Below are 14,559 nucleotides of genomic sequence, written 5' to 3'. Positions count from 1 at the left end.
CCATGTCCAGCCAGATTCTCGTCATCTACTTGTTGTCCATCCTGGTGGTGATCGCCGTGCCCGGGCCGCTGTCGTTGTTCATGGTGGCCACCAGCGCCGAGCATGGTTTGCTGCGCGCCTGGCCGGCGTTTGCCGGCGGCGTGCTGGCCTCTTTGTCGCTGCTGCTCTTGTCCGCGCTGGGCGTGGGCGCGCTGATCCTGGCCTCGCCCGGCTTGTTCGCCGGCTTGCAGCTGCTGGGCGCCGGCTATCTGCTATGGCTGGGCTTCAAGGGCTGGCGCGGCGCCGGCCAGGCCGCGGCCGCGCAGGGGGGCCACAGCGGCGCGCCGGCGCAGTGGTTTTCCCATGCCTTTCTGCTGGGCATCAGCAATCCCAAGGACATCGCTTTTTTCGTGGCGCTGCTGCCGCAGTTCATCGACGCCCAAGCGCCGCTGGCGCCGCAACTGGGCTGGATGGCGGCGGGCTGGGCGGCGATCGATTTAATGTGCAAGACCGCGTACGGCTTGCTGGCGCAGTTGTTCTTCCAGCGGCTGGCGGTGCTGCGCATGGTGTTTCTCAAGGCTTCGGCCTTGTTTTTCCTCGCACTGGGGCTGGCGCTGATCTGGAGCCGGCTGACGGCATGAACGGCGGACGGCGCGGCCTGCTTGCGCGCCGATGCACTTAAGAACGTGTTTACGATCTCGCGAGCAAGAGCGAGACAAGGCGAAAACGGCCGAAAAAGCGGAATGTACGGTTGGTACATGAGCATTTTGAGGGTGTTTTCAACGCTGTATCGCCGAAGCGCAGCAGATCGTAAACAGGTTCTAAAAAGGAGAGAGTCTGATGGCGCTTGTCAATCACCCGGCGGGAACGGTGCTGCGCGCTCCGGCGGCCGATGTGCCGGAATTCGCCCGGCGTTACGCCAACCTGGCCGCCGCTGATTTCGGCGCCAGGGTGCTGGCCTGTTCCGATCAGTGGTTCGCCGCGGCGGAGCGGATGCTGCAAGCGTCCGAGCCGGTGTTCATCGTCGGCGAGTTCGACGATCACGGCAAATGGATGGACGGCTGGGAAACCCGCCGCCGCCGCAACGGCGGCTATGACCACGCGGTGATCCAGCTGGGCCTGCCCGGGGTGATCAAGGGCCTGGACATCGATACCAGCCACTTCAGCGGCAATTATCCGCCGGCGGCCTCGGTGGAGGCTTGCCGCTCGGCCGGCGATCCGGACGAGCGGACCGAGTGGGTGGAGATCCTGCCGGCCGCCTCCCTGGGCCCCTGCGCCCATCATTTCATCGCCATCGACGATGCGCGCTGCTGGACTCATCTGCGCCTGAATATCTATCCGGACGGCGGCGTGGCGCGCTTTCGGGTCTACGGCCAGCCGGTCTGCGACTGGGCGCGGCAGGACCCGGCTGTGCCGCACGAGGTGTCGGCGCTGGAAAAGGGCGGCCGCATCGTCGCCTATAACGACGCCCATTTCGGCGTGCCGTTCCGGCTGCTGATGCCGGGGCGCGGCGTGAATATGGGCGACGGCTGGGAAACCCGCCGCCGCCGCGAGCCGGGCAACGACTGGTGCATCGTCGAGCTGGGGCATGCGGCGCTGGTGGAGCGCATCGAAGTGGACACCGCCCACTTCAAGGGCAATTACCCGGACAGGATTTCGCTGCAGGCCGCCTATGTTCGCCATGGCACCGATCAGTCCATCGTGACCCAGGCGATGTTTTGGGAGCCCTTGCTGCCGGAGCAGAAAACCGAGATGGACCGGCAGCACTTTTACGGCAAGGACTTGCTGCGCGACCTGGGCGCGGTCACCCATGTGCGCCTGAACATTTTCCCGGACGGCGGGGTCAGCCGCTTGCGGATCTGGGGCCGGCTAGCGGATTGAGCCGGTCTGGCGGCATTGCTTCACTGAGGAGCGCGGCATGACGATTCTAAGCTTGGAGCCTTTGAGCAAACAGGCTTTTGCGCCGTTTGGCGATGTGATTGAAGCCGACGGCAGCGATTGGTTTCCCATCAACCAGGGCAGCACCCGCCGCTATCACCGGTTGGGCCTAGTCGATGTCGCCGGCGGTCTGCCCGGCATCAGCATGGCGCGCGGCGACGCGCACCGCCTGCCGCTGGAGATCCGCATGCTGGAGCGGCATCCACTGGGCAGCCAGGCCTTCATCCCCTGCAACGGCGTCGCCTGCGTGGTGGTGGTGGCGCCGGCCTGCGCCGGCGACCGGCCGGACGAAAGCCGGATCCGCGCCTTTCTGGCGCGCGGGGATCAGGGCGTCAATTATCACCGCGGCACCTGGCATCACCCGTTGACCAGCCTGGAGCGGGCCGGCGATTTCATCCTGCTGGACCGCATCGGCGCCGGCGACAATTGCGACGAGGTTATGTTGTCGCGGTCCTATCTCATCAATCCGGTCGGCGCGGGCTGAGTCCGCGCCGCCGTCCCTTTTTGTTGTCAAGGAGTCGGTTGTGTAACACCAGCAAGTCGCCAGGGCGGCGGCGCATGAATAAGCGGCCCGGCATCTACCAAGGAGACGAGCATGGATTCCAAGCTGTCGGTGCACCCGGTGGATCAGCGCCTGCCCATGGGCAGGCTGTTCACTCTGGGCCTGCAACATGTGTTGGTGATGTACGCCGGTGCGGTGGCGGTGCCGCTGATCATCGGCGCTGCCGTGGGCTTGCCCAAGGAGCAGATCGCGTTCCTGATCAGCGCCGACCTGTTTTGTTGCGGGGTGGTGACCTTATTGCAGTGCGTGGGCGTTCGCGGCCTGGGCATTCGGCTGCCGGTGATCATGGCGGTGACTTTCGCCGCGGTGGGGCCAATGGTGGCCATAGGCGGCAATCCGGCGCTGGGCTTGCCCGGCATCTTCGGCGCCACCATCGGCGCCGGGGTGCTCAGCCTGTTGCTGGTGCCGCTGATGGGGCGGCTGATCGGCCTGTTTCCGCCGCTGGTCACCGGGGTGGTGATCACCTCCATCGGTCTGTCCATCATCCGCGTCGGCATTGATTGGGCCGCCGGCGGCAAGGGCAACCCGGACTACGGCCATCCGCTTTACCTGGGCGTGTCGGTGGCGGTGCTGCTGTTCATTCTGCTGGTCACCCGCTATCTGAAGGGTTTTCTCTGCAATATCGCGGTGCTGCTGGGCTTGCTGTTCGGCTTTGTCCTGGCCTTGCTGCTGGGCAAGGTCAATTTGGGCGGCCTGGGCGAGGCGGCCTGGTTCGCGCCCATCGTGCCCTTCCGTTTCGGCCTGCCGCGCTTTGAGCTGTGGTCCATTCTGACGCTGACCGTGGTGATGCTGATCATCTTCGTCGAGTCCATGGGCATGTTCCTGGCGCTGGGGGAGATTGTGGAGCGTCCGGTGGACCGGGCGGCCTTGGTGCGCGGTCTGCGAGTGGACGCGCTGGGCACGGTGATAGGCGGCCTGTTCAACTCTTTTCCGCATACCTCCTTCTCGCAGAACGTCGGCCTGGTGGGCGTCACCGGCGTCAGCAGCCGCTGGGTGTGCGTGATGGCCGGCGGCATCCTGGTGGTCTTTGGCCTGGTGCCCAAGATGTCGCTGATCGTGGCGTCGATTCCGCCCTTTGTGCTGGGCGGGGCCGGCCTGGTGATGTTCGGCATGGTGCTGGCCACCGGGATCAAGATCCTGGGCAAGGTGGACTATCAGACGCAGAGGCATAATCTGCTGGTGGTGGCCATCAGCCTGGGCCTGGGCATGATTCCGACGGTGTCGCCGGGCTTCTTCCGGCAATTGCCGGAGGTGCTGGCGCCCTTGCTGCATAGCGGCATCCTGCTGGCCACGGTCAGCGCGGTGGCGCTGAACCTCTGGTTCAACGGCCTGGCGCGGCCGCGGGAAACGGCGGCGTCCGGCGTTGCGCTTGGGGAGGCCGCGCACTAGGGCGGTGTTGCGGCGGCCGGGATCAGGCGGTTTCTGCGCCCGCCGCCGCGATCTCGCGCTTGTTGCCGTACATCTTGCGGTCCGCCACCGTCAGCAGCTCGTCGATCAACAAGCCGTCCTCCGGGTAATAGGCGATGCCGATGCTGACGCCGACCGAGATCAAATGATCGTTGACCTCATAGGGCTGGTGAATCACCTGCTTCAGCCGGTTGACGATCTTGTCCGCCTCGCGGTTGGATTCGATGTCTTCCATCAGCACCACGAACTCGTCGCCGCCCAGCCGCGCCACCGTGTCCTCGCCGCGCAGTTCTTCCTTGATGCGGGCGGCGATCAGTTGCAGGATGCGGTCGCCGGTGATGTGGCCGTAAGTGTCGTTGACCGGTTTGAAGCGGTCCAGGTCCAGAAACAGCAGGGCCAGCCGCTTGCCGCTGCGGTCCACCCGCGAGATGGCGTGCTGCAGCCGGTCGTAGAACAGGTTGCGGTTGGCCAGGCCGGTCAGGCGGTCGTGGTTGGCCAGGTAGAACAGCTGGTTTTCGCGTTGGCGGCGGCCGTGCGCCAATTGCAGGTAGTGATGGGAGACCAGCAGCAGGCCGGCCAGCAAGGCCAGCGACAGGAATAGCAACATCCCCCATTCAAACGCGCCGATCTGCCGCCAGCCCAGTTGTTGGCTGATGGTCAGCAATAAGGGCTGGCTGGCGCCGCCCAGCGGGTGGCGGGCTTCCAGCCGCGGGAACAGCAGGGTTTCCAAGGCGCTGGCGTGTTCGGCGCCGCGCAGCAGGGTGGGCGGGCCGGGCGGAGGCTCGTTGCGGTGGAACAAACGCACTTCCACGCCTTCCCGCAGCGCCAGCGGGCTGGGCAGCAGGCTGTCGGCGCGTATCGCCATGGCGGCGAAGTGGGCCGGCGCCAGCGAGGCGGCCAGCGGCTTGCTCAGCATGTCGTCCATCGCGCGGATCAGCAGGTAGCCGGCCGGGAGGCCGGGCAGCTTGATCTGGCTGGAGATTTCCATGCGGCCGCTTTCCAGCGCGTTTTGCAGGGCCTGGCGCGCGGCTTGCAGCCGGCCCAGGTCCGCGGCCAGCAGGCCGGGCTGGGGCATGGGTTCGATGAATGCGAGCGAGAACAGGCCGAAGCGGCCTTCCCAGCCGTCGCCGCTGGCGGCGGGCACCGGCAGCGCCTGGCCGTACAGCTGCTTCAGGCGTTGGCCGAACATCGGCAGCTGGCCGGGGGTGATGCGTTCGATATGGCCCAGCCACAGGATCTGCGGATAGCGGCGCAGCAGTTGCCGGGCCAGTCTTTTTTCGGACGGCAGGTCCCGGCGGCGATCCAGCGCGCTGAAGGTGGCGTAGCTGTCCAGCACGGTTTCATGGCTTTGCAGTTTTTGATTGAGCTGTTCGGACAGCAGCAGGGCGTCGCGGTTGAATTGCTGCTCCGCGCCCAGCAGCGCGTGACTGGCGACCGACAGGGCCACTAGCGCACTCAGCACCAGCCATATCGCGATGCATCCTGCATAAACCAGCCGTGTCCGCATGTAGCAACCGTAGGAAGGGGGAAAGAGGGGATGACAGATTTTATAAGAAGGCGCGGCTATTTTTTAGCTTTGACTGATGAAAAAGCGGGTTTTAAGTAGTTGTACGTAAAACAATACTGTTGTTTTTCGTCATGAAATTGAAACCAAACGGCCCGCGCGGGCGGGCCGTTTTGGCGATGAGAACCGGGTGGGCGGTGCTTAGAGCCGCTAACAAAGCCTCGCAGAGAACCTAAGCCAAGGCGCGCCGACGCAGGAAGTACAAGTCGTACGACCAGGAGGCGCAACGCGGGATCAGGGGTTTTGTTAGCGCGTCTGCGCCCAATCGGCGACCAGGCGTTGCGGCGTGCCGCAGGCCTTGCGCTTGAGCACGAAATTGCGGCATTTCTCCAGGAACTGGCCGCGGTTTTCCACCATGTCCTGGCGCATTTCCAGCAGCTCGGTCTGGCGGCAGCGCTCCATCCGCTCCAGATCCGGCTCGGCCTTGCGCGCGCGTTGCAGGCGGAAGCGGTCGTCGTTCAGCGCCAGTCCGGCGGCCTGGCGCAGCCAGACGCCGAAGTCGTGCGGATCGTGCGGGCCGATGTCGTGGACCATGCCCAGACGCCAGGCTTCGCGCGCGCTTAGAGGCAGGCAGGCTTCGGTCAGTTGCCGGGCCTGTTCTTCGCCCACCGCGCGCGGCAGGCTGTAGGTCCAGTATTCCGAGCCGTACAGGCCCATGGTCTTGTAGTGCGGATTGAGCACCACGCCGCCGCGGGCGAACACCAGGTCGGCGGCCAGGGCCAGCATCACGCCGCCGGCGCCGGCGTTGCCGGTCAGGCCGGAGACCACCAGCTGGCGCGCGGTCAGCATTTCCTGGCAGACGTCGTCTATGGCCTGGATATTGGCCCAGGCCTCCAGGCCCGGTTCGGGCGCGGCCTGGATCACATTGAGGTGGACGCCGTTGCTGAAGCTGCCGCGGCCGCCGCGCACCAGCAGCACGCTGGTGTCCTGGGCCTTGGCCCAGCGCAGCGCTTCGCTCAGCCGCCGGCATTGTTCGGTGCTCATCGCGCCGTTGTAGAACTCGAAGGTCAGCTCGCCGACGCGGCCGTATTCGCGGTAGCGGATGGGCTGGTAGCTTTCCTCGCAGTGCGGATGGGTAACGATGGACCAGTCCAGCCGCGGCACGTCGTCCAGCAGCCCGGCCAGCACATGACGCGCCGGCTGCTTGAAGGTTTCCTCGCCGGCCTCGGGCTTGCGGCGCAGCGCGCCCAGCCACAGGCTGTGCTCGCCGGCGCCCACCAGCACGGCGTCGTCGTGCACCGCCAGCAGTTGGCCGGGCTGGCCGGCGCGGTAGTCCAGGTGGGCGTCGTAGACGTAGTAGTCGCCGCTGGCCAGCTGCGTCAGCACGCCGGGCTGGCCGTCGGCGGCGTCGATGCGGCGCTTGATTTCGGCCGCCGGTTGCTGCCACAGGAAGGCGCGGTCGCTCTGCCGCATATTGGGCTGCAGCCGGCCGCGCACATGCGTCTGGCCGTAGTCCAGCGGCTCGGGCTCGAAGCCGGCGCCGAACTTTTCCACCACGTCGCGGATGCAATACATGGCGGCGTCGCTGACCGGGCCGTTGTAGAGCTCGGATTTGCGCGTTTCCGGCGGCATGTCGAATTCGCAGCTGGACCAGATCGGGCCGGCGTCCATTTCCTCCACCGCTTGCAGCGCGGTGACGCCCCAGCGCTTCTCCCGCAGGGTGATGGCCCAGTCCAGCGCCGAGGCGCCGCGGTCGCCGACGATGCCGGGGTGGATGATGACCACCGGCCGGCTGGCGTCGCGCCACAGGGTTTCCGGCACCCGGTCCTTGAGGAAGGGGCAGATGACGAGATCGGCGCCGGATTGCTGGATGTTGGCGCTGACTTCCTGCTCATTGGTGAACAGCTGCACGCTGACTTGGTGGCCGGACTGGCGCAATTCCAGCCAGGCGCGTTGAGTGAGACCGTTGAATGCCGACGACAACAAGATGATTTTCAATGACCGCATGACCGCTCCTTGCCCAAAAATGAATGCATGGCCGGCGGCGGTTGCTTGCCGCGCGAGCCGTGCGCATGGGCAAGGATGATAGTTTTAGTTCTGATAATGACAAATGACTAAAGTCAAGTCTGATGCGATTGAAAATCAGAACGCAGCTTTCTGCCATCAATGATTACAGATGCTTTGGTTTTGTGATCTGTATATATGGGGACGGCGCGCGGGGAGAGGAGGGCGTGCCTAGTCCTGCTGGTTCAAGCACTGCTTGATGCCGGCCAGCTGACGCCGGCTGACCGGCAGAGGCTGGCCGATGTCGGCCAGGCGTACCTGCCATTGTTCCTCGCCGTCGGTGCTGGCGCGGAACAGTTCGCGCAGCGCGTGACGCATCACCAGGCAGTTGCGGTGGATGCGCACGGCGGCGTCGCCCAGCCGCTGTTCCAGCGCGATCAGGGTTTCGTCCAGCAGGTATTCCGCGTCCGGGGTCACCAGGGTGACGTATTTGAGTTCGGCCTTCAGATAGCGGGCCTGGGAGAAGGGGATGGGCAGCAGGCGGTCGCGTTGGCGCACGGTGAAGCTGGCTTCCGGCTGCGGCGCTTCGCCGCGCTGGCGGCCGGCGCGTTCCAGCGCCTGGCGCAGTCGTTCGCGGCGCACCGGCTTGAGCAGGTAGTCGATGGCTTCCAGCTCGAAGGCGTTGACCGCGTACTGTTCATGAGCGGTGGTGAAGATCAGCTGCGGCGCCAGCGGCTGGCGTCGCAGCTGCTGGGCCAGTTCCAGGCCGGAAACGCCGGGCATGGAGATGTCGGCCAGCACGATGTCGGCCAGATTCTGCGCCAGCCAGGCCATGGCCTGGCGGCTGTCGGTCAGACAGTAAACATGTTGCAGCCCTTGTTCGCGCAATAGTTGGCGCAGGCGTTCGCAGGCCAGCGGCTCGTCGTCCACCACCAGCGCGCGCCAGTCTTGCCAGGGGCTTACAGCACCCATTGAGGTTTGCCCAGCTTTTCCACCAGCATGCGCCAGGCTTGCAGGATTTTCTGGAACTTGTTGTTGGTGGGGGCGAGGTCGCGCACCTTGCTCAGCATATCGTGGGCGCGGCGCATATGGCTTTCGTGCCAGCCCTGGCGGTGGACGTAGGCCATGGTGGCGTTGATCAGGTTGAGCATCACCTGGATGTTCTGCGGCATTTCCTCGTGGGCTTTGACGAAGCGTTCGATGGCGGAGTCGAACTGTCCGGCCTGGGCTTCGCGCACCGCCTGGTTGTTCAGCTCCAGCACCGATTGCACGTTGTCGGCGATCAGCTGGCGGCCGTCTTCGCCCAGGCCCACTTCTTCGAACATGTCGCCGAAGCGCGCCAGCAGTTCCTCGTCGTCGTGATGGTTGCGCACCAGGTCGCGCATCACGCTGTTGCCGGCGTCCTTGTGTCCCTGGGCGTAGCAGGCGCGGGCGAACTCCATCTGCGCGTCGCTGCTGAGCTTGGGCGCCAGCTGGCGGAATTTGGTTTCTGCGTCGCTGAACAATTGCCGGGCCTTGTCGCGGTTGCCTTTCTTGCTTTGCAACTGGCTGTCCACCACGGAGGCCATCCATTCGCCTTCTTCATTGTAGCGGTAGTCGCGGCGCAGATTGGACAGGGTGCGGCCGACGTTGGCGGTGTCGCCGCGCGCCAGTTGCACCCGCGCCAGCGCGGCGTAGTGGGTGGGGCTGCGGTGCCAGGTGTATTTGGCGATGTCCAGCGTGGTCTGGCAGGCGCCTTCCGCCACCTCCAGCTGATTATTGAGCAGGGCCACTTCCGCCAGCTGTTGCTGGCGGCGGAACACCACCGGCGAGATGTCGGTGGCCTGCTTCAAGGTGGCCTGGGCTTCGTCCAGATTGTGGTTGCTGCGGTAGAGCTTGGCCAGCCAGTCGTAGGCTTCCATCACCCGGTCGTTGTCGGTGAGCACTTCTTCGAACAGCAGCCGCGCCTCGTCGTAGGCTTTCAGGCCGGTCAGCGATTTGGCCAGGCCCATTTTGGCCCAGGGCACCGGCTTGATGCGCAGCACGTCCATGTACAGCGAGCGCGCGCTGTCGAAGTCGCCTATCTTCAGCGCCAGCGAGCCCTTGAGCTTCATGAAGTCCAGCGTGAATTCGCCGCGCTCGCCGATCAGGCGCGAGCAGACTTCGATGGCGCTCAGGTATTCGTGGCGCATGATGGCTTCGTCCACCAGGCGGAAGGCTTCGCGGCGGCGCATCGCCTTCTCCAGCCGCTCGCGCAGCACTTCGCCGGTGAAGGGTTTGAGCAGGTAGTCGTCCGGTCCCAGCTCCGCGGCGGAGATCACGCGCTGGGAGCGGCGTTCGCCGGTGACGATCATGAACACGCAGGACTGTTTGATCAGATTGCGTTCCTTGACCTCTTCGAACAGGTAGAGGCCGTCGTAGCCGTTGCCCAGGTCGTAGTCGCACAGCACCACGTCGAACTCGTATTTGCCCATCTTGGCCAGCGCGTCGCCGGCCTTGCTGGCGTATTCCACCTTGTCGGCCCCGAAGGAGGACAAGGTCATCGCCAGCGCGCGTTGCATTTCCGGCAGGCTGTCGATGATCAGGAACAGGCGCTTGCTGTACGGATCGTCGTAGCTTTTCCGTGGCGCGGCGCCGGTCTTGCTCGCGGCGGCGACGCTTTGGAAGGTGGTGGAGTTGGTGTTGGCTGTGCTCATCTCGCTATCTTTGACGATTCTCCGCAAACTGTCATCAGTGCGACTTACAAAAATCGCTCAAGCGGCCGCCGCGGCGGCGAGCGGCTCAGCCCGAACTCAGCCGGCGCTCAGCTTGGCGTAGCGCAGGTCCAGCCACTTCACGCCGTGCTCGGCGAAATTGATTTGCAGGCGCACATCCTCGCCGCCGCCTTCGGCGTTGATCACCACGCCGCTGCCGAACTTGGCGTGTTCGACGGATTGGCCAATGCGGAAGCCCTGGCTGTTGTCGGCGGCCACGCGGCCCACTTTCGGGACCGTGCGCCAGGATGCGTTGGTCGATGCATTTGTCTTGGCCTGCGTTTTCACTTTAGCAGATAGGTCGTGGGTGAGCTCCGCCGGGATTTCGTCGACGAAGCGCGAGCGGATCGGGTAGCGGCTCTGGCCGTGCAGCATGCGGCTTTGCGCGTTGGACAGGTAGAGCCGCTGGCGGGCGCGGGTGATGGCCACGTACATCAGCCGGCGTTCCTCTTGCAGGCCCTTGCCGTCGTTCATGCTGTTTTCGTGCGGGAACAGGCCTTCTTCCAGGCCGGAGACGAAGACGGCGTCGAACTCCAGGCCCTTGGCGGCGTGCACCGTCATCAGCTGCAGCGCGTCGCTGCCGGCTTCGGCCTGGTGTTCGCCGGCCTCCAGGCTGGCGGCGCTGAGGAATTCGGTCAGCGCCTGCGCCGGCTCGTCCGGCATGAAGCCGGCGGCGGCGTTGATCAGTTCGTCCAGGTTGGCCAGCCGTTCTTCGCCTTCCTTCTTGTCCTGTTCGTACATCGCGCGCAGGCCGGAGTCGTCTATGGCCAGGCTGACGGCCTCGGCCAGCTTCAGTTCGCGGCTGCGCTCGCGCATGCGCTCCACCAGCAGCACGAATTCGCCCAGCTTGGCGGCGGTGCGGCCGCCGCCGGAGGCGCAGGCGGCCTGCCACAGCGTGACGCCCTGTTCGCGGCTGGCCGCCTGCAGGCCTTCCACCGTGCGCGCGCCGATGCCGCGCGCCGGCACATTGATCACGCGCAGCAGCGCGTTGTCGTCTTCCGGATTGGCGATCAGGCGCAGATAGGCCAGCGCGTGCTTGACTTCCTGGCGCTCGAAGAAGCGCAGGCCGCCGTAGATGCGGTAGGGAATCTGGGCGTTGACCAGCACGTGCTCCAGCAGCCGCGACTGGGCGTTGGAGCGGTAGAGAATGGCCATGTCGGACAGGTTGAAGCCGTCGCGCTTGAGGCTGCGCACTTCGTCGGTGATGAACTCGGCTTCCTCGCCGTCGGAGTAGGCTTCGAACAGGCGGATCTTTTCGCCCTCGCCGGCGTCGGTCCACAGATTCTTGCCCAGCCGGCCGTCGTTTTGCTCGATCAGCGCGTTGGCGGCGTTGAGGATATTGCCCATCGAGCGGTAGTTCTGCTCCAGGCGCACCGGTTCGCTGACCGAGAAATCGTTGAGCAGGGAGCGCATATTGCCCACTTCCGCGCCGCGGAAGGCGTAGATGCTCTGGTCGTCGTCGCCGACGGCGAACAAGGAGCCGCCGTCGCCGGCCAGGAGCTTGAGCCAGGCGTATTGCAGGCGGTTGGTGTCCTGGAACTCGTCCACCAGGATGTGGCGGAAGCGGCTGCAGTAGTGTTGGCGCAGCGCCTGATTGGCGCTCAGCAGTTCGTAGCTGCGCAACAGCAGTTCGGCGAAGTCCACCACGCCTTCACGGCGGCACTGGGCGTCGTAGGCGGCGTAGAGCTCCACCAGCTTGGCTTCGTAGGGATTGAGCGCCGGCGGCAGCTTGTCGGCGCGCAGGCCGGCTTCCTTGCTGCCGTTGATGAAGCTTTGCACCGCGCGCGGCGGGAATTTCTCGTCGGACAGCTCCAGGCTTTTCAGCAGGCGCTTGATCGCCGCCTGCTGGTCGGCGGAGTCCAGGATCTGGAAGGTCTGCGGCAGGCCGGCGTCGCGGTAGTGCGAACGCAGGAAGCGGTTGCACAGGCCGTGGAAGGTGCCTATCCACATGGTGCGAACGTTCACCGGCACCAGGGCGGCCAACCGGGTTTGCATTTCGCGCGCGGCCTTGTTGGTGAAGGTCACCGCCAGAATGCCGCTGGGGCCGATCTGCCCGGTGGACAGCAGCCAGGCGATGCGGGTGGTCAGCACCCGGGTCTTGCCGCTGCCCGCGCCGGCCAGCACCAGCGCGCTCTTGGCGGGCCAGGTGACGGCGCGTAGTTGTTCCGGGTTGAGGCCGGCGAGGAGATCTGTCATGGCGAGGTGTCTATCTGGTTCAGGCAAAACGCCATTTTACACCAGGCGCCGGCATCGTCGGCATTGCGTGGGGAAAAGCGAAAATGGCAGCCCGGAGGCTGCCATTCGCGGAAGGCGGGATTAGCGCCCGGCGCTTTGCGCCCAGTCGAAGCTGGGGCGGAAGCTGTCCGTCAAGGTCAGCGCCATGCTGGCGGTGATGTGGTCCTTGTCCTGATAGCGCACTTTGCCGTCGCGGCTGGCGAAGCAGGTCTTGGCGTCGCAGAACTGGTCCAAGGGGTCCCACAGGCGAATATTGGCGTGACGAGCGGCGACGCGTTGCAACAACTGGACAATTTGCAGGCGACGGCTCTCGACTTCCGCGCGCGGAGCGTCGCAGGCCGCCGCGCCCAAACGGGCCACGCATTCCGGCGGCGACTTGCTCATTTCCGCCTCCGGCAGCACCAGGACGACTTTCAAGCCCAGGCCGGCCATGTCTTGCGCGCTGCGGTCCAACGATTGTTCCAGGACTTGCAGCGAGGAGGCGCGGTCCAGCGGAGCGACGCCGGCCTTCATGCCGCCGGATACGCCGGGGATGCCTTCGAGGCCGGCCGCCACCAGACCGGTCATGGCCGGCCTGCCCGGCAGGTCTTGGGCGGTATAGCTGTTCCAGCGCGCATTGAGCAGCACGCCGGTGACGCCTTGAGCCGCCAGCTGCGGCAGCTCCGCGCGCACGGCCCGCGCGAAGCTGGGGCACCAACTGCGTTTTTTGCCTTCGCCCACCGGCATGGCGTCGGCCAGCGGCGGACAGCCATGGTAGACCCGGCGCAGGATGGCGACGCCGCGTTCTTTGGCCAGCGCGTCGTACAGCGGCATCAGATGGTCGGTATGGGAGTCGCCCCAGGCCAGCAGTTTAAGCGGCGCGCCCGGCGCGCCGATCAGGCATTGCGCGCGCGGCGGCAAGGGCGTGCCGTCGGCCGGCATGCCGCAATCGCCCACAAAATGAAAAGCGTCGCTCTTGGCTTGCAGAATGCTTTGTTGTCCCGGCCAAGGGAAGTGCTTGGGCAGATACATGGCGACCGTGCCCAGCAGCCACAGGCCCAGGGTGATGCTCAGGCCGGTCCGCAGCGTGGGTTTGACGTCGCGCAGCTTTCGCCATTGTCCCCGACGCAGCGGCTGCTCCACATAGCGGTAGCTCAGCCAGGCCAGCGCCAGCGCCAGGACGCCGCCCAAGAGCAGGTCGCGCGTCAGGTCGCGCTCGCCCAGGCCCCAGTAACGGCCCAGCGCCAGCAGCGGCCAGTGCCACAGATAAAAGCCGTAGGACAGGAGGCCAATGCTGGTCCACGGACGGGAGCCGATGCAGCGGCTGATCGGGTTGGACGGGTCCAGCATGCCGGCCAGAATGAACAGCACGCTGCCGGCGACCGGCAACAACACGATGACGCCGGGAAAGACCATGCGCTCATTCAGCAGCGCGATGGACCCCAGCAACAGCGCCAGGCCGAGCGCGGCGATGGGCAATGCCCAGCGTCTTCCCTTGCGCGGAGGCGGCAGCACCGCCAGCAAGGCGCCGGCGGCGAATTCCCAGGCGCGGGCGGGCATCAGGTAAAAGGCCTGCGGCGTATCGCGATAGGACAGCCATAGGCTCAGGGCCAGCGATCCTAGCAAGACCGCGCCAAGGGTCAAGCGCATGCGCGCGTCGGTGACATGGCGATCCGCCTTGCTTAAGCGGAAGACGCCCCAGAGCAGCAAGGGCCAGACCAGATAGTACTGTTCCTCCACCGCCAGCGACCAAGTGTGCAGCAAGACTTTGAGATCGGCGTCGGAGTCGAAATAATCGAAGGCGTGCTTGAGGAAGTGATGGTTGGCGGACAGGGTGGCGACCGCGCGGACTTCCCGCCCCAGCTTGATCTGGTCGTCCGGCAGCATCACGAAGTAGGCCAGGATCAGGCTGGAGATCAAGACCAGAGCCAGGGCCGGCGCCAGCCTGCGGATGCGGCGCGCGTAGAAAGCCTTGAAGTCGATGCGGCCTTGCGCCAGCAGCTCTTGACGCAGCAGGCCGCTGATCAGAAAACCGGAAATGACAAAAAAGATATCGACGCCGACGAAGCCGCCGCCGAATCCGGGCAGGCCGATGTGAAAGGCGACCACGCTGAGCACGGCCAGCGCGCGAAGGCCGTCGATGTCTGGTCGGTAAGCTTTGGCGTCGATACAGGAGTTAAGGGTGAGCGACATATTGAGGAGGGGTCAGGCCATGATTA

The 14,559-nt window shown here is 65.4% G+C and carries 10 protein-coding genes; 4 read left to right on the top strand and 6 right to left on the bottom strand.

The genetic code is table 11. The annotated features are described in order from the left end of the window. Window positions 1-2: 2 nt before the first annotated feature. From VK98_RS08585 to VK98_RS08570, 4 genes are all read left to right on the top strand, one after another. Complete coding sequence (locus tag VK98_RS08585; RefSeq protein WP_048413633.1) at window positions 3-620, top strand: LysE family translocator; 618 nt, start codon at window positions 3-5, stop codon at window positions 618-620. Between the two features lie 199 nt (window positions 621-819). Next, on the top strand, window positions 820-1,860 hold the full coding sequence (alc, locus tag VK98_RS08580) for an allantoicase (RefSeq protein ID WP_048413632.1): 1,041 nt from the start codon (window positions 820-822) through the stop codon (window positions 1,858-1,860). Window positions 1,861-1,897: 37 nt separating this feature from the next. After that, entirely contained in the window at window positions 1,898-2,401 is a 504-nt protein-coding gene (locus tag VK98_RS08575) for an ureidoglycolate lyase (protein ID WP_048413631.1), read from the top strand. 111 nt (window positions 2,402-2,512) lie between these two features. Then, complete coding sequence (locus VK98_RS08570) at window positions 2,513-3,868, top strand: nucleobase:cation symporter-2 family protein (protein WP_048413630.1); 1,356 nt, start codon at window positions 2,513-2,515, stop codon at window positions 3,866-3,868. Window positions 3,869-3,890: 22 nt separating this feature from the next. Here VK98_RS08570 and VK98_RS08565 read toward each other — a convergent pair whose 3' ends face one another. The 6 genes from VK98_RS08565 to VK98_RS08540 form a co-directional block, all read right to left on the bottom strand. Beyond that, window positions 3,891-5,348, bottom strand: coding sequence for a sensor domain-containing diguanylate cyclase (locus VK98_RS08565; protein WP_197083000.1), 1,458 nt, complete (start codon window positions 5,346-5,348; stop codon window positions 3,891-3,893). 348 nt (window positions 5,349-5,696) lie between these two features. Further along, complete coding sequence (locus VK98_RS08560; protein WP_048413628.1) at window positions 5,697-7,397, bottom strand: hydrogenase maturation protein; 1,701 nt, start codon at window positions 7,395-7,397, stop codon at window positions 5,697-5,699. Between the two features lie 228 nt (window positions 7,398-7,625). Then, the gene (locus tag VK98_RS08555; RefSeq protein ID WP_048413627.1) at window positions 7,626-8,366 is read right to left on the bottom strand and encodes a LytTR family DNA-binding domain-containing protein; all 741 of its coding nucleotides are present in this window, start codon (window positions 8,364-8,366) and stop codon (window positions 7,626-7,628) included. After that, window positions 8,354-10,069: a tetratricopeptide repeat-containing response regulator gene (locus VK98_RS08550; protein ID WP_048413626.1), complete on the bottom strand. Its 1,716-nt coding sequence runs from the start codon at window positions 10,067-10,069 to the stop codon at window positions 8,354-8,356. Before VK98_RS08550 ends, VK98_RS08555 begins: the two co-directional genes overlap by 13 nt. A gap of 96 nt (window positions 10,070-10,165) precedes the next feature. Then, the gene (locus VK98_RS08545) at window positions 10,166-12,322 is read right to left on the bottom strand and encodes a UvrD-helicase domain-containing protein (protein WP_048413625.1); all 2,157 of its coding nucleotides are present in this window, start codon (window positions 12,320-12,322) and stop codon (window positions 10,166-10,168) included. 120 nt (window positions 12,323-12,442) lie between these two features. Continuing rightward, window positions 12,443-14,533 carry an acyltransferase family protein gene (locus VK98_RS08540; RefSeq protein ID WP_053077290.1) on the bottom strand — a complete coding sequence of 697 codons (2,091 nt, stop codon included), beginning with the start codon at window positions 14,531-14,533 and terminating at the stop codon, window positions 12,443-12,445. Between the last annotated feature and the right edge of the window lie 26 nt (window positions 14,534-14,559).

This window comes from Chromobacterium sp. LK11 (genome assembly GCF_001043705.1).
In the GTDB taxonomy this organism is placed as follows: Bacteria; Pseudomonadota; Gammaproteobacteria; order Burkholderiales; family Chromobacteriaceae; genus Chromobacterium; species Chromobacterium alkanivorans.
The sequence above is the reverse complement of the archived record's forward strand: the minus strand, read 5'-3'. Positions and strand labels throughout refer to the sequence as shown.